Origin of the sequence: Saccharolobus shibatae B12 (assembly GCF_019175345.1) — an archaeon.
GTDB lineage: Archaea > Thermoproteota > Thermoprotei_A > Sulfolobales > Sulfolobaceae > Saccharolobus > Saccharolobus shibatae.
Genome location: NZ_CP077717.1, coordinates 2682450 through 2696499, shown reverse-complemented (window position 1 = coordinate 2696499; position 14050 = coordinate 2682450). Strand labels below are relative to the sequence as shown.

Annotated in this window: 19 protein-coding genes; 8 read left to right on the top strand and 11 right to left on the bottom strand. The window is 32.9% G+C overall.

Translation table 11 applies throughout. The features are described 5' to 3' along the window. Positions 1 to 37 precede the first annotated feature (37 nt). The gene (locus tag J5U23_RS14430; protein WP_218266485.1) at positions 38 to 1180 is read left to right on the top strand and encodes a tryptophan--tRNA ligase; all 1143 of its coding nucleotides are present in this window, start codon (positions 38 to 40) and stop codon (positions 1178 to 1180) included. Here the strand turns inward: J5U23_RS14430 and cbp1 are convergent. Then, a complete protein-coding gene (cbp1, locus tag J5U23_RS14425; protein WP_218266484.1) occupies positions 1149 to 1601 on the bottom strand; it encodes a CRISPR DNA repeat-binding protein Cbp1 in 453 nt (150 codons plus the stop codon). The genes J5U23_RS14430 and cbp1 overlap by 32 nt on opposite strands. A 55-nt stretch (positions 1602 to 1656) precedes the next feature. Between cbp1 and J5U23_RS14420 the strand changes: the two genes are divergently transcribed. The 3 genes from J5U23_RS14420 to J5U23_RS14410 are packed head-to-tail and all read left to right on the top strand — an operon-like array spanning position 1657 to position 3663. After that, positions 1657 to 2379 carry a DUF72 domain-containing protein gene (locus tag J5U23_RS14420; RefSeq protein WP_218266483.1) on the top strand — a complete coding sequence of 241 codons (723 nt, stop codon included), beginning with the start codon at positions 1657 to 1659 and terminating at the stop codon, positions 2377 to 2379. Positions 2380 to 2387: 8 nt separating this feature from the next. After that, a complete protein-coding gene (locus J5U23_RS14415; protein WP_218266482.1) occupies positions 2388 to 2948 on the top strand; it encodes a LysE family transporter in 561 nt (186 codons plus the stop codon). Beyond that, a complete protein-coding gene (locus J5U23_RS14410; RefSeq protein WP_218266481.1) occupies positions 2938 to 3663 on the top strand; it encodes a 5-formyltetrahydrofolate cyclo-ligase in 726 nt (241 codons plus the stop codon). The genes J5U23_RS14415 and J5U23_RS14410 overlap by 11 nt, the downstream gene beginning before the upstream one ends. Here J5U23_RS14410 and J5U23_RS14405 read toward each other — a convergent pair. Beyond that, positions 3634 to 3984: a helix-turn-helix domain-containing protein gene (locus J5U23_RS14405; protein ID WP_218266480.1), complete on the bottom strand. Its 351-nt coding sequence runs from the start codon at positions 3982 to 3984 to the stop codon at positions 3634 to 3636. The genes J5U23_RS14410 and J5U23_RS14405 overlap by 30 nt on opposite strands. Before the next feature lie 98 nt (positions 3985 to 4082). Between J5U23_RS14405 and J5U23_RS14400 the strand changes: the two genes are divergently transcribed. Beyond that, positions 4083 to 4301 (top strand): hypothetical protein, encoded by a 219-nt coding sequence (locus J5U23_RS14400; protein WP_218266479.1) that lies wholly within the window; start codon positions 4083 to 4085, stop codon positions 4299 to 4301. On the opposite strand, the gene J5U23_RS14395 is transcribed toward J5U23_RS14400, so the two are convergent. From J5U23_RS14395 to J5U23_RS14365, 7 genes are read right to left on the bottom strand one after another with little or no spacing between them, the layout of a single operon-like run. Continuing rightward, positions 4295 to 5185: an Mrp/NBP35 family ATP-binding protein gene (locus J5U23_RS14395; protein ID WP_010922978.1), complete on the bottom strand. Its 891-nt coding sequence runs from the start codon at positions 5183 to 5185 to the stop codon at positions 4295 to 4297. The two genes, J5U23_RS14400 and J5U23_RS14395, sit on opposite strands and share 7 nt — an antisense overlap. Further along, positions 5186 to 5749, bottom strand: a complete 564-nt coding sequence (locus tag J5U23_RS14390; RefSeq protein ID WP_218266478.1) for an adenylate kinase family protein — start codon at positions 5747 to 5749, stop codon at positions 5186 to 5188. Then, on the bottom strand, positions 5746 to 5910 hold the full coding sequence (locus J5U23_RS14385; RefSeq protein ID WP_012713885.1) for a hypothetical protein: 165 nt from the start codon (positions 5908 to 5910) through the stop codon (positions 5746 to 5748). The genes J5U23_RS14390 and J5U23_RS14385 overlap by 4 nt, the downstream gene beginning before the upstream one ends. 2 nt (positions 5911 to 5912) lie before the next feature. Then, positions 5913 to 6497 carry a rhomboid family intramembrane serine protease gene (locus J5U23_RS14380; protein WP_218266477.1) on the bottom strand — a complete coding sequence of 195 codons (585 nt, stop codon included), beginning with the start codon at positions 6495 to 6497 and terminating at the stop codon, positions 5913 to 5915. Further along, complete coding sequence (locus tag J5U23_RS14375; RefSeq protein ID WP_218266476.1) at positions 6497 to 7099, bottom strand: site-2 protease family protein; 603 nt, start codon at positions 7097 to 7099, stop codon at positions 6497 to 6499. Before J5U23_RS14375 ends, J5U23_RS14380 begins: the two co-directional genes overlap by 1 nt. 2 nt (positions 7100 to 7101) lie before the next feature. Next, positions 7102 to 7725: a hypothetical protein gene (locus J5U23_RS14370; protein ID WP_218266475.1), complete on the bottom strand. Its 624-nt coding sequence runs from the start codon at positions 7723 to 7725 to the stop codon at positions 7102 to 7104. A 19-nt stretch (positions 7726 to 7744) separates the two neighbouring features. After that, on the bottom strand, positions 7745 to 7903 hold the full coding sequence (locus tag J5U23_RS14365; RefSeq protein ID WP_012711624.1) for a hypothetical protein: 159 nt from the start codon (positions 7901 to 7903) through the stop codon (positions 7745 to 7747). A gap of 28 nt (positions 7904 to 7931) precedes the next feature. Here J5U23_RS14365 and J5U23_RS14360 point away from each other — a divergent pair, with 28 nt between their 5' ends. Continuing rightward, on the top strand, positions 7932 to 10445 hold the full coding sequence (locus tag J5U23_RS14360; protein WP_218266474.1) for an MMPL family transporter: 2514 nt from the start codon (positions 7932 to 7934) through the stop codon (positions 10443 to 10445). On the opposite strand, the gene J5U23_RS14355 is transcribed toward J5U23_RS14360, so the two are convergent. Next, the gene (locus J5U23_RS14355) at positions 10417 to 11337 is read right to left on the bottom strand and encodes a thiamine-phosphate synthase family protein (protein WP_218266473.1); all 921 of its coding nucleotides are present in this window, start codon (positions 11335 to 11337) and stop codon (positions 10417 to 10419) included. The genes J5U23_RS14360 and J5U23_RS14355 overlap by 29 nt on opposite strands. Here J5U23_RS14355 and J5U23_RS14350 point away from each other — a divergent pair. Beyond that, complete coding sequence (locus J5U23_RS14350) at positions 11297 to 12055, top strand: DNA double-strand break repair nuclease NurA (RefSeq protein WP_218258754.1); 759 nt, start codon at positions 11297 to 11299, stop codon at positions 12053 to 12055. The genes J5U23_RS14355 and J5U23_RS14350 overlap by 41 nt on opposite strands. After that, on the top strand, positions 12036 to 13784 hold the full coding sequence (locus tag J5U23_RS14345; RefSeq protein ID WP_218266472.1) for an ATP-binding protein: 1749 nt from the start codon (positions 12036 to 12038) through the stop codon (positions 13782 to 13784). Before J5U23_RS14350 ends, J5U23_RS14345 begins: the two co-directional genes overlap by 20 nt. Here the strand turns inward: J5U23_RS14345 and J5U23_RS14340 are convergent. Then, on the bottom strand, positions 13779 to 14048 hold the full coding sequence (locus tag J5U23_RS14340; RefSeq protein WP_218258752.1) for a hypothetical protein: 270 nt from the start codon (positions 14046 to 14048) through the stop codon (positions 13779 to 13781). The genes J5U23_RS14345 and J5U23_RS14340 overlap by 6 nt on opposite strands. Between the last annotated feature and the right edge of the window lie 2 nt (positions 14049 to 14050).

The following is a 14050-nucleotide window of genomic DNA, read 5'->3' as shown; positions in this document are numbered from 1 at the left end:
TTTAACCTTTTATATTTTCATGTATTTTCATACTACAATGCCAGATGAATTTACTGTAACTCCTTGGGAAGTTAAGGGTAAAGTGGATTATGATAAATTAATTGTTCAATTTGGCACTCAAAAGATTACAGAAGAACTGAAACAAAGAATGAGGAATTTAGTTGGGGAATTGCATGTCATGCTTAGGAGAAACGTATTTTTTTCTCATCGAGATCTAGATTTAGTTCTAAATGATTACGAGAAAGGTAAAGGGTTCTTCCTATATACTGGAAGAGCACCTTCCTTAGGTATGCACATAGGACACCTAATACCATTCATATTCACTAAATGGCTACAAGATAAATTTAATGTTAATCTATATATTGAGATAACAGATGACGAAAAGTTCATGAGAAATCCAGAATATACATTGGACCAGACTAGGAGTTGGGCTTATGATAACATTTTAGATATTATTGCGGTTGGCTTTAATCCCGATAAAACATTCATCTTTCAAGATACCGAGTATATAAGAAATATGTATCCTATAGCAGTAAAAATTGCAAAGAAGTTGACTTTTTCAGAAGTGAGAGCTACCTTTGGCTTAGACGTGTCCTCAAATATAGGTCTTATATTTTACCCAGCCTTACAGATAGCTCCTACAATGTTTGAAAAGAAAAGATGTTTAATACCGGCTGGTATAGATCAAGATCCTTATTGGAGACTGCAAAGGGATATAGCGGAAAGCCTTGGATACTACAAGGCTGCACAGATACATAGCAAATTCCTTCCTCCACTTACAGGACCAGAGGGTAAGATGAGTTCTTCAAATCCAGAGACCGCAATATACCTTGTAGATGATCCTAAGACTGTGGAAAGGAAAATCATGAAATATGCGTTTTCAGGGGGACAGCCCACAATAGAGTTGCACAGGAAATATGGTGGGAACCCAGAAATTGATGTTCCCTTCCAGTGGTTATATTACTTCTTTGAGGAAGATGATAATAGGATTAAGGAGATTGAGGAGGAGTATAGATCTGGTAAGATGTTAACTGGAGAGTTAAAGCAGCTATTAATAGATAAATTAAATAGTTTCTTAGAGGAACACAGAAGGAGAAGAGAAGAGGCAAAAGAACTCTTACACGTATTTAAATATGATGGTAAACTAGCTAAGCAGATGTGGGAGAGGATTCATGAATAGGTCTATATAAACCCATTTTCTTTAAATGGTATACTACAAGATTAGTGGAAATGTTAAGTTCTTTTGCAATCCTATATATACTGTTTCCCTTATTATACTCCTCCCTTATTTTCTCTATTTCCTTTCTATCCAACTTTCTCCTTTTTTTACCTAGATTATATTTTTTAAAAATTCTCAATACAGTATTAAAGTTGATATTTAACTCCTTACTTATTCTATTTGCACTATAACCTTGCTTTCCCATTTCTATGATTTGTTGTATTTTATCATATGGCACTTTCCCTCTGAAATTAACCCTAGCTTTAATAAGCATTCTACGTACCCTAGAGTAACTCAACCCTAATTGATTAGCAATTTGTCTAATACTTAATCCTTCTTCATACATTTTCTTAACTTTTTCAATTATTTCTTCCTCACTCACGAGTTAAGTCTATGCAAAACCAATTATATTAATCTTTTCCCAAAATCTATGCAAGATGATAAAAATAGGTACATGTGGATTTACGAGAAAGCATTTTAATTATTTCAGTGTGCTTGAGGTACAAGAGACATTTTACAACTTTCTATCTGAAGAAAGACTAAGTAAATGGAAGGAACTCTCTATACAGAACAACGTTGAATTAACTATTAAGGCCAATCAGATAATTACACATGAATATAATAAAATCACATATAAGAGAACTAAGACAGTTATTGGAAATGTCAAAAACTATGGATATTTTAGACCAACTAAAGAAGTTATGCAAGCTCTGGAAATCACATTGAAGGAGGCTAAATTCCTAAATTCTAAAATCATAATATTTCAAACACCAGCATCTTTCACACCCAATGACGAAAATATGAAGAATCTCAAGGACTTTTTCAGTACATTAGATAGATCATTTATCTACGGTTGGGAACCTAGAGGAGAGTGGAATCTCAATCATGATTTGCTAATGAAAATATTTTCTGAAATCGATGCAATTCACGTCGTAGATCCGTTCAAAAATAAGCCAGTAGTTAGCAAACAAATTAGGTATTTTAGACTTCATGGTTTAGGATCCGAAGAGGTCAATTATAGATACAAGTATACTAGAGCTGATTTGGAGAAGCTGAAGGAATATATAACATCCGAAAAGAAAAAGTTAATTTACGTTCTTTTCAATAACGTTTACTCATTTGATGATGCTTTAAGTTTTAAAAGGATGATTGAAGGTTAATTTAATAAATGTTACTCACTTACTTGGGCTTAGGGATTATTTTAGGTTTGTCAATGGCTGCACCTCCCGGGCCAGTTAATGCCATGATTGCCAATGAGTCTACAAAATCATGGTTTCATGGAAGCAGTATTGGAGCAGGGGCAATGACGGCTGATTTGATTTTCTTTATTATCGTTTACTTTATCCAAGGGTACATTCCTATGCCAATTATAAATGCTCTGTATATAGTTGGGGGTATATTCATGCTATATTTATCGTATTTAACGATTAAAGCTAAAATGCCCTCTAGCTCTGTAAGAGGAAATTACATCATAGGACTTTCCATGGGTTTAACCAATCCTTATCAAATAAGTTGGTGGGTTACTGTTGGGATTTCCATGATTAGATCCCTTTCGATTTTAATAATACCGGGATTTTTTGTGGGTATATTAATTTGGATAATAGCTTTTCCTAAGGCAATAAACATGTTAGGAGCAAAATACGTGAAATACGTAAAAATAATTTCATCTATAATATTAGTCGCATTTGGCGTTTACTTATTATATGAGGGTATTCTGAATGTTATCTAAACAAGAAATAAGGGAATTGATATGGAAGAGATTGGAGGAGGAAAACATAGCACTGTTTCCACGACCAGTTTATGGTAGAATTCCCAATTTTAAAGGAGCTGATAAAGCTGCTTCAAATTTGGCAAAGTGTAAGGAATTCAAAGAAGCTGAGATTATTAAGGTCAATCCTGACTCCCCGCAATATAAGGTAAGAGAAATTGCATTGAGGCAAGAGAAAAAAGTTCTAGTCCCTACTCCTAGATTAAGGGGAGACTTCTTTTTATTGGATCCAACTAGGATTTCCTCATCTGATATACCTAAAGCATCTCGAATATCTGGCTTTGAAAAATACGGAATAAGGGTAAGTTTGGAAAGTATGAAGAGGGTTGATTTCATCGTAGCTGGATCTGTAGCTGTTGACTTAAATGGAAATAGGGTTGGTAAAGGTGAAGGGTATAGTGAGCTGGAGTTTGGGATTTTAAGAGAGCTTGGCAAGGTAGATGAGAATACTCCAATTGCAACTACTGTACATAACATACAAATAGTAGGTGAGATTCCTTCAGAACCTTTTGATGTACCAATTGATATAATTGCAACTCCTACTAGGCTTATAAGAGTTAATAGGAAAAGGGAAAAACCAAAGGGAATTTACTTAGAATATTTGAGTAAGCAAAAAATAGATGAGACACCTTTTTTAAAGAGATACTTAAAGAAGAGAAGATATAATAGTCTGTAGATCTCTGCAAGTTTCTTCAGATCTTTTTATAAGTTTTTTCTTCAACTCTTCTTTGTTAATACGATATAAGAACCTGGGCCTTCCTCCTCTGCTTACGCTAGTTTTCTCCTTTTCTACTAATCCAGCATCAGCTAATTTTTTTAGTATTAGACTCGCTCTGCTTTTGCTTATTCCTAATTCTCCAGCTATTGCATCTACGTCTTTTCCAGTCTCGCTACTTAATATCTTTATAAAGGCATCCACATCTGCTTCTGATAGACCATAGGCTACTATCAAGAACCTTTTTAATAAAAAACTTTTTTCGCTAATTTCAATACTCAATAAACTTTCACCAATCTTTATTTAATATTTTTTTATTTTTAAGTTTTTCCTTCATTAACCCTCAATTTTTTATTTGCATTTATATAATAAATATTATCATGAGTGCAGAGTTAAAACGCAAAATAATTGACATCGTATCTAAAGGTGATAAAACGTCTACACAAATAAGGGATGAACTAATTCAAATGGGGGAGGAGATTAATTTATTGGAATTTAGAAAAGTTCTAGCGGATTTAGTTAGAGAAGGAATATTAGAAAAATATCCAGTTTATAATGAAAGGAAATTTTATTTTCGACTCAAGTCAAAAAGCTATTGATTGGATTCAACAATTTTAATTACTTTATCAGCTATATTCAAGAATTCTTTAGAAGTTGGACTGTCTGGATGTTTCAAAAAGAAGGGTTCTCCAGCATCATTAGCTTCTGCTATGGAAGGATCAAGAGGAACTTGACCTAAAAGGTCTACTCCCATTTCCTCTGCCATTTTCTTACCTTTACCTTCTCCAAATATATAATAGACTTTCCCATCACTTGGGCACACAAAATGGCTCATATTTTCAACTACACCTAATATTTTTGTGTTTACAGTTCTAGCGAAATTTATTGATTTCTTAACAGCTAATGTGGAAACTTCAGATGGTATTGTAACGATAACAAACCCTGTAATGCCAGGAACTAATTGAGCAATGGACAAAGCTTCATCTCCAGTCCCTGGAGGCATATCTATTATCAGATAGTCCAATTCTCCCCAATTAACGTCACCTAGGAATTGTTTTATTGCTGAATGTTTTATGGCTCCTCTCCATACTACTGGCGTATCGTCTCTAGGTAGTAGAAAATCTATAGAAACAACTTTTATTCCGAAAGGCCCTATAACTGGATTTATTCCCTTATCATCGGCAGTTAACATTTGTCCTCTAACTCCTAACATTTTTGGCACTGATGGACCATGGAAATCAACATCTACTATACCTACTTTTCTACCGCTCGCAGCTATAGCCATTGCTAGGTTAGATGAGACAAATGATTTACCAACTCCACCTTTTCCACTAACTACTCCAATCTTATATTTTATATTTTTCATCTTCATTTGTACTTTTAGATCAACAGCTTGAACTTGTTGGTTAACCTTTCTTAAATCACGAGGCTGTCTTTGAGGTTGTGGCTGAGGATTTTGAATTCTAAAAGGATTACTGCTCATCTAGATATCATTCTCATAGGAGCTAATAATCTTATCTAATTCCTCTAAAAATCGTTGTACTTTTGTATCAACTAACCATTCTATTGGTCCATCACATTGTTTATTTAGTATTTTATTTAATATTTGTTCTATACTCATTTCTGTGGTATCTACTTCGCACACCTTATCCTTAAAGGCTTCTCTAGCCTCTTGTGAGATCACTCCTAGAATTTCTGCCTCCACATTCTCAGCTACTTTTATATCAGCCCAACCCCTTCCTTTTAGTTCATTATATAGAGAAAAAGGATTCTTCCTAAGGACAACTACTAAATCTGCGGTAGATATCAATGAAGGGTATATAGTTTCAATCACGAGATAGTTAGTTGAAATAATTTTCTCTAATTCTTCCTTTACTTTATCCTCATCTATTATATAACTTTGCCTAAGTTCATCATATTCCGTATAAAGTTTATTTTCTATAACAAATTGGGAAAGAGAAAGATAGTTTAGATTAAGCGTCTCAGAAAGTTTCTTTGAAACTACGGTTTTTCCCACACCGGGTGTACCAGTTACTATCATTATCATTGCTTCACTGCTAATATCGTTTCAATTGCAAATAAAACTATTGAAATCCCAACAAGAGTTATCTTCACAGTTCTATCTGCCTCACTTTTGATAATTTCATATAAACCGTACGGGAGCATTAAGAATCCGATAATTAATAGTATTTCCTCTACTAATATCATAGTTATTTTATTGTCCTTCCACTCCTTATAAGGTAATAGACAACTGCGTACATAATACCTCCCAAAATACCTCCGATATGAGCAACAACGTTCACATTAGGGAATATTAAATCACTGACTCCAAATACTGATACTAAAAATACAAGACCATAAACCCCTAGATTATCCTTTTTTAAGAAATCGTAAAACGTGTAGTAACTTAATAATCCAAATATTCCCCCAGACGCTCCCGAGCTTAGTGTAAAAGGACTATAGAATATTACAGTTAGTAGATTTCCTAGAATACCAGCTAGGATAAATATACCATATTCATGTTTTCCCGCTCTACTACCAAAAATTAAATATATAACATATAATGAAATAAAATTAAATATAAAATCAACAAAACTATTAGTTATAAATATTGATGTGAATAGTTCGTAATAATACCCTTTAATTACTAAATAGTTTAATTGTTCTAGATAATATACCGAAGCAAAATCTATAAAAGTTGCTAATAAACCTATGATAAAACCTAAAGTAACAAGAAACATTAAGAAAAAAGTTGGTATACCTATTATCTTTTTTATCATCACTTTATTCACCATTATAGAAATGTTAGTGCGAATGCAATGAATATTAATACTGCCCACACTATCATGTTCCACCTAAAGATCTTTAATCCGTCTAAAACCCAGAATGGAAGCAAGTTAAAGAATGCTACCCAGAAGTTAAACCTAGCTAATTCAGAGAAAAATAAGCCAACAAGGCTAAAAGGAACTAACGATGCACCAATAAGGCCAACAAATCCTAATATTATGTTAGTTAGAGGTCCAGCTAGAGCTGTTTTTCCCTCAACGTCTCTATTAAGAAATCCACAAGATATTGATGTGTATCCCGAAAAGAAAACTAAGATACCTACGAAGCTACCAATTATATTCAGTATTAACGTTGTCCAAAACCCTGAAAAACTTAAAGTAAATCTAGAGAAACAACCATATCTTCTCGCAGCTTGTCTGTGGCCTATTTCATGTGGTATTATAGCTAATAATGCTACCAAGTATGGTATGATTAGACTACCTATTGGATCTGAAAGTATGGATGTTGGGCGTATGTAAGCTACTGCTAAAGATAAGGCAGCAAGTAAAAAGGAAGTGATCTCATTTAGGTTGGCGAATTTCCATTCTAAGTATCTTATATCCCAAGACATACCTATCTTATTAATCTTAACAACTCTGAGGGTATTAAATTATTGCTTACATATCGAATGTTTGTACTATCTATTTTCCATAATAACGCTTTTTTGTCATTACTGATGGTTGCCATGTAAATATTTCCACTTAAGTTTATTATCCCTTCAAATATTATGTCAAATAATCTTTTGAAGGAATTAAAGGTATCAAAGATTACTGATCTATACATAAATGGCATCGTAATTTTTAGGCAAATATATCTTTTTGCTAAAATTTCAATTAAGTCCTTAGAGAAATCGTTATAGAGTTCAGGTCTCAATAACGTTATTTGGGCATTTCCTTCAACGTTTATAATTATAACTAACATTTTTCTTGTCTGATTAGTTGTGGATATCCATATCTCAAATATCCTTAAGACGTTCTCACAGTCATCACTTATCTTTTTAGCTGGCAAGAAAAAAGAATAAGTTCCATTATTTTGAGTTACAGCATCTATTAGTCCCTCTGCAAAAAATTTCGATGAGACCCCTATTAAGGACAATTCCTTTTCAAGCGAAGGATTTAATTCTATTACATGCCCATCACTTGTAAGTACCTTTCTCCCTATACCTTGTAGGTAATCTACAGTGACTTCGAATCTCACAAAAATAAAATAGTGTAAATTAAACTTTTATATATTTTGCGTATATCTCTGCATTTAATTCCATGTTCTTTGCCAATACTTTTTCGAGTACTTGTTTATCTTCAGCGGATGGATTATAATTCTTTATGATAGATTCGATTTGTTCCAACAGCCTTAATACATCTTGTATACTTTCCATGATTTTTACTTCATGCTTAATCTAAAAAATGGTTACCAATGTAAAATTGGTATTTCCACAATACTTTTTACTCTACATAAAGTCTAGGAATAATGTGAAGAATGGCTTTGTATCGTTGGTATTATGGTTATTACTGATTATGATATTATTGCATTTTGCAATTAAAACTCCTAGTTTATTTACGTATTCGGATTCCCCGTTTTTATCAAACAGCGTACAAAGTGTAAGGGCTGATAAACTCGTAGCCAAGTACTTTCACATTGGCAACTTTGATAATCTGTATGTTATTATCAATTCCTCGTCTTATAACCAAGCTTTACAAGAAATTTATTCTAATTTATATCTCCTTAATAACGCTACGGTGATAACTCCCAACGATTACGTTAGCATGCTTAAGACAGAGTATCTCAGCTATCTTGGCTTAAATGAGAAGAATTTCTCATCTACGATAAGCCAGTTGTATGAGAATTTGACTCGTTTGAAGCTTTATTTAATTTCAAATTTTCAATACTTTGAATATGAGTTAAATATTACATTTGGTCTTCCACTTCATAATTTCACTAGTAACATATGCCCTACCTATAAGGAAAATTTTGATAAAGTTAATGGAAGTTTACTAGAGAAAGCTAGATATGCGGGATACTTAACCTTTAAAGATCCATTTCTTTTCTACTTTGGATTTAATAATTACACTAATTACACTTTGGCATTAAAGTTTTTGATACAGTTTAATAACTACACTAGTCTAATCGAAAGGATACTTAAAACTCAAAACATAACGTTTGTTAATGAAAGTAATGTGATTTTTAATAATATAACTACAGCCTTTAACTCATCCTTTCATAAGGGTACTTTATGGCTTTTCATTATAAATATTCCTAGTAATGAAAGCCTAACAAATATTAATCAATTTACTGAAAGTCTCAGAAACGCCTATGTAATAGGTCACCTAGCGTATTATGCACAATCCGCATATTATACTCAAAGTAACGTTGAAATTATAGATATAACTACAATTATTCTTGTAATGATATTACTAATACTGTTAGTTAGATCAATTGTTCCAATTCTGATTTTAATATCTAGTGCTGGTACTAGTCTTTTATTAGCTTATGGTCTCATGTACATGGAAACGCTTCTAGGTTATAAGATATATTATATTTCAGGTTTGGTTGCACCTCCAATTGTATTTGGTCTTAACATTGACTATGGCATATTATTCATTTATAGGTATTTTGAAGAAATTAATAAAAATAATTTAGATGCTCTTCTATATGCGCTTAAAAATTCAATAAAAGGTATACTATTAAGTGGTATTAGTATCACGATTGGATTCTCCAGTTTTATCCTTTCCCCTTCTGCACTACTTCAAAACATAGGAATAGCGTTAGTGACGTCTTCCATTTCAGCATTAATACCAGCAGTTTTCTTTACGTACACGTTATTGCTATTAATCCCTCAAAGATATCTTAGTTTTCCTAGACGAAAATTACCGAGTATTACAGATATAAGGCAAAGGTACTTATATAAGCTTTCCAGCTTTGCAGTAAGGCACAATAAGTTATTAGTAATTCTTATGCTAGTTTCTATCGTTATCTTTATCTTTTATTTTCCTTCTATACACACCAACGTTAATATAGATGAAATATTACCTCCCCATGCAAATTCACTTATAGGTACAAAGGTTCTTAATCAACTTTACAATTACAGTATAGACTATATAATATTGTATGGAAGCCCTAAGGCTAACTACACTCTCATTTATAATTTAACTAAAACTCTTATAGATCAAGGTAACTTAGTTTATGGACCAATGTCCTTAGGTTCTCAGATTATTGTCAATAATAGCAACTTATATGATCATTTTCATCAAGGAAATTACACCTTGTTGATAATTTACCTAAAGTATCCTGTATTTAGTAATGGCGCTATAAATTTAACAAATTGGCTCATAAGCAAGGGATTCCTAGTTGGAGGGGATAACGCACAAAGAATAGATATCGTTAACAATACCGTTAGTACTTATTTTAGCTATACTTTACCACTTACCATAATTTTAATTGTCATTTACCTCTTCATGATTCTCGGATCTATTCTACTTCCCTTGAGGTTATCCTTAACTGTAGGTCTAAGCTCATTATTGGGAGCATTTACAGTGGCGTTAGTATATAACTCGCCATATTGGCTATCCCCACTTGTAATCTTTGCCCTTCTTTTCAGTTTAGGTATAGACTATGATATGTTCATAATCATAAGATTATTTGATGAGATGAAAAACGACGATGACATAAATAATGCTATAGTGAGATCGGTAGAAAATACTGGATTAGTAGTAACTACTTGTGGTTTGATTTTAGCCGGAGCCTTTTTCTCATTGATGGTGGCAAATATGAGATTCTTACAAGAAATAGGTCTAGGTGTAGGAGTCTCAATACTGTTTGATACTTTTGTAGTTAGGCCTATTCTAGTACCTGCAATTATTTCAATTCTAAAAAAATATAATTTTTGGCCATTTAAGGCGAGGAAATTTCTTTATACTTAACTGATATATTTATAATCTTTTTTACAACATCTAATGGATCTCTGCCAAAAACATAAGTGTTGGCCTCAATACCAGTACCGCCCAAATGTATTACCGCATCTGTATCTTCATCAAATACTGCAGCTATTGTTTCGGCTATTCTATCATTGCCTAGGTCGTTCTGAGGACCTACTTTCTTAAATTTATAGCCAATTTCTTTCAATACCATTTCCACTTTCTCATCATATCTGATATTCATAACTGATCTCACAGCGGGATGATTTTTCATCACTGATAATAGTACCTTAGCTAAATGCTTGCTTCCTCCCCACATTGGTTTAGAAGCAGGTGTTGGTAGGTTTCTAATTTTAGTTATTCTCCCCGGAATTGCAAGTACATCTTCTTCCCTCTTAGCGTTGGCTTTTGCAAAGGCTAAATTGCTTAGAACTTCTGGGATTAATTCTGCTACAGACTCGTTTTGAAGCATTGATAGTGCAAGTTCCATCATTTCCTCTTCATTCTCCTTGTACAAACTTTTACAAATATCGCAATCAACGGGAATTTCACTATCAATCATTTTGTGGTATTTACAGAATTTTAGCCTACTTAGATTGGAAAGGAAAAACACACTGATATATTGCATTACTTGTTTAGGGTCACCATTTATTAGTAATTGCGTAACTTTATCTAGAAAATCGTCTATTTCTTCATGTGTTAGTCCCAAATTCTGTAATCTTTTAATGTACGAATTTTCGTCTTCATCTAAGTATTGTTTCACTGCTGGTTGGCTAACTCCTAATAGATTAGCAATTCTCGTTTGACTCATATGTAGTTCCCTAAGTCTTTTAGCCTCTAATACCCTAATTGATGGTATGAATATGTCATCAAATATTGATAGTGGTGATTTTAGCACAATAGTAAGATTGAGATCAAACAAAAATTACTTTCTGAATGGAGAGTTAACGTTTGCTGCAATTGATGGAACCTTCTCTGACATTATTTTGGAAGGAGAGAAGGGAGCATATATAGTAATAGGCCTAATCAAAGGTAGAATATTTAAGGATTTTAAATTTACTATAGATGATATTTCAGTTAATGACGAGCTATGCGTTTGTGAAGCAGAGAAGAGAATGCGAGAACTAGAATACTCCAGTATAAAGGAAAATGAAGTTGATCTAATATTTTTCGATAGGAAACTATCATTTGATAAATCTTTAGGTATTTCAGTTCCTAAAAATTCCATCGGAATTGTAAAGGATTTTGATATAGTAAAAAGAGAAAGTCTTAACAAGGTAGAAAACCCCCCTTGGTTAGTAATTACTGAAAAACATGGTGACGCAATTTATGGATATTTTAAACTGTTTCCATCATCATGGGTATTCTACATAGAGTCTCAAGTTTTTGTAGAAAATCATGAAGAATTGCTTTCCCTAATCTATAATTTAGGGATGGAGCCAATACCGGAAGCTTTAGGATATAATTATCCATTGTTTTTAGCTGATAAGCTAGTGAAATATTACAGAAATAAATTAAGCAAGTTCATAAATGTCACCAGTTTGCAAAGTAATATTAGATACAGAGAATTTAGAAGTTGGATTGAGAGATTAAGAAATGATGGAAAGTATTTTTGAAGTAGAAGAGGGAAAACTAAGAGAAGCCAAAATAATAACTAGGCAAACTTCTGACGGCAGGGGTACAATATCTTTTAGAAATTATATAGTAGAATTCCCCTTCTCGCTAAAGGATAAATTAGGTATAGGAAAATTGCTTGCTGTAAATACAATAAAGGAAAATAGCTACCTAATTTTAGAAGTTGCAGATATTATTCCGATGCATTATGGCATGATAAATTTGGACTCTACAATACCTAAGGAGATTAGAAATGAAATCATGAAAAAAGTTGGCGAAAGTTGGTATTCAAACGATGAGAAAGAAATATGGATAGATTCAATAACTTACCCTTTGGGATATATTCTGGAGGTAAATTCGAACAATATTCAATTTAAAAAGGGATATTTCCCACCTCTGTTGGGTTCCTCAGTAAAGATTTTAAATAAAAAAGCGTATGCGTCATTTGTCTGTGCAAATAGCAATGTAAGTTTAGGAAACATTCTGCATGAGGAACTTTCTTTAGATATAAATTTAGAAAAAGCAATAAAGTATCACCTAGGTATTTTCGCGTTTACAGGTTCGGGTAAATCAAATTTGGCATCCTTGATAGCAAGAAAAGTATTAGATAACCTACCCGACACTAAAGTTGTAATATTTGACGTATCAATGGAGTACGCAATCCTTCTCTTAGATAAGCTACTTGAAGTTCCATCTAGAGTCGTAAGCTTAGATAGAGTTCCCCCCAATCCAGTTGATGCTAGTAGAAAATTTTTAAGGAGTCACGTTATCCCTGATGATATCATAGATATTAGAGACAAGATAAAAAAAGGTGCAGAAATTTTACATCAAAATGGAAAAATGAAACAACTATATGTTCCACCTGAAGGCTTTACATATTTAACTTATGCTGATTTAATAGATCTAGTCAAAAAGCAGATAGAAGATAAATATACTGCTATATCACAGAAACCACTTCTCTACACCTTTCTAAGTAAGTTAGATAGTTTCATGAGAGAAAGGAAATTGACAGTAGATGATATCATAGATGACTCTATTAACAAGTTATTAGATGAAATAGAAAATTTAGGGAAAGATGCACATTTAAAGGAGAATTCGTCACTGTTTACATTTATATCTGGTATAAGAGCATACATCTCACTCGGCATCAGAGAAACTGAAGATTATGATATAGAAAATTTAGCGATTGAAATTTTGGATTCTTCCAAGGACTCACCTAGATTATTTATTTTAGAACTCCCTAACTTAGAAGAGGGAAGGCAAGTAGTTGCGACTGTAATTAATCAAATTTACAATAGGAGAAAGAGAATGTATTCCGACAATCCTAAAGTACTATTCATAATAGATGAAGCTCAAGAGTTTATACCTTACGATACCAAACAGAAAGATAAAAGTGAAGCCTCAAGCACTGCCATAGAGAAACTGCTTAGACATGGAAGAAAGTATCACTTACATTCACTAATAAGTACTCAAAGACTAGCTTACCTAAACACTAACGCACTGCAGCAGCTACACTCTTACTTCATAAGCACACTTCCTAGGCCGTACGATAGACAATTATTAGCTGAAACTTTTGGAATTAGTGATATGCTCTTAGATAAGACCCTAGAACTGGAACCAGGGCAATGGTTATTAGTAAGCTTTAAGTCGGCTCTCCCTCATGATGTTCCAGTATTCTTTGCCGCTGAGAACAATCTAGATTTATTAAAGGATAGAATAAATAAGCTATGACTGTACTTCTATTTCTTCCAAATTTTGATCAGCAAAGGCCTTGTAAGAGCTCCTAGACATAATTAGAATTGTAAGGTTTATCTCATCAGTATGTTTGTATACCTCATCATAAATTGCATCTATTAGTTTAGACTTTTCTTTGCAATTAGCCGTTCTAACTATGATTAGATAGTATGCACCACTTTCATCTTTAAAAAGGTGAACTTCTCCATCTTTATTTAGTTCCCTTGCCTTCTTATATGCAGTCAGAATCGCGTTTTCCATAT

What these genes read in the sequence shown, in the direction of transcription:
- J5U23_RS14430 (WP_218266485.1), top strand. Translation starts at nt 38, where the DNA reads ATGCCAGATGAATTTACTGTAACTCCTTGGGAAGTTAAGGGTAAAGTG.
- J5U23_RS14420 (WP_218266483.1), top strand. Translation starts at nt 1,657, where the DNA reads ATGATAAAAATAGGTACATGTGGATTTACGAGAAAGCATTTTAATTAT.
- J5U23_RS14415 (WP_218266482.1), top strand. Translation starts at nt 2,388, where the DNA reads ATGTTACTCACTTACTTGGGCTTAGGGATTATTTTAGGTTTGTCAATG.
- J5U23_RS14410 (WP_218266481.1), top strand. Translation starts at nt 2,938, where the DNA reads ATGTTATCTAAACAAGAAATAAGGGAATTGATATGGAAGAGATTGGAG.
- J5U23_RS14400 (WP_218266479.1), top strand. Translation starts at nt 4,083, where the DNA reads ATGAGTGCAGAGTTAAAACGCAAAATAATTGACATCGTATCTAAAGGT.
- J5U23_RS14395 (WP_010922978.1), bottom strand. Translation starts at nt 5,185, where the DNA reads ATGAGCAGTAATCCTTTTAGAATTCAAAATCCTCAGCCACAACCTCAA.
- J5U23_RS14390 (WP_218266478.1), bottom strand. Translation starts at nt 5,749, where the DNA reads ATGATAATGATAGTAACTGGTACACCCGGTGTGGGAAAAACCGTAGTT.
- J5U23_RS14385 (WP_012713885.1), bottom strand. Translation starts at nt 5,910, where the DNA reads ATGATATTAGTAGAGGAAATACTATTAATTATCGGATTCTTAATGCTC.
- J5U23_RS14380 (WP_218266477.1), bottom strand. Translation starts at nt 6,497, where the DNA reads ATGGTGAATAAAGTGATGATAAAAAAGATAATAGGTATACCAACTTTT.
- J5U23_RS14375 (WP_218266476.1), bottom strand. Translation starts at nt 7,099, where the DNA reads ATGTCTTGGGATATAAGATACTTAGAATGGAAATTCGCCAACCTAAAT.
- J5U23_RS14365 (WP_012711624.1), bottom strand. Translation starts at nt 7,903, where the DNA reads ATGGAAAGTATACAAGATGTATTAAGGCTGTTGGAACAAATCGAATCT.
- J5U23_RS14360 (WP_218266474.1), top strand. Translation starts at nt 7,932, where the DNA reads ATGGTTACCAATGTAAAATTGGTATTTCCACAATACTTTTTACTCTAC.
- J5U23_RS14350 (WP_218258754.1), top strand. Translation starts at nt 11,297, where the DNA reads ATGAATATGTCATCAAATATTGATAGTGGTGATTTTAGCACAATAGTA.
- J5U23_RS14345 (WP_218266472.1), top strand. Translation starts at nt 12,036, where the DNA reads ATGATGGAAAGTATTTTTGAAGTAGAAGAGGGAAAACTAAGAGAAGCC.
- J5U23_RS14340 (WP_218258752.1), bottom strand. Translation starts at nt 14,048, where the DNA reads ATGGAAAACGCGATTCTGACTGCATATAAGAAGGCAAGGGAACTAAAT.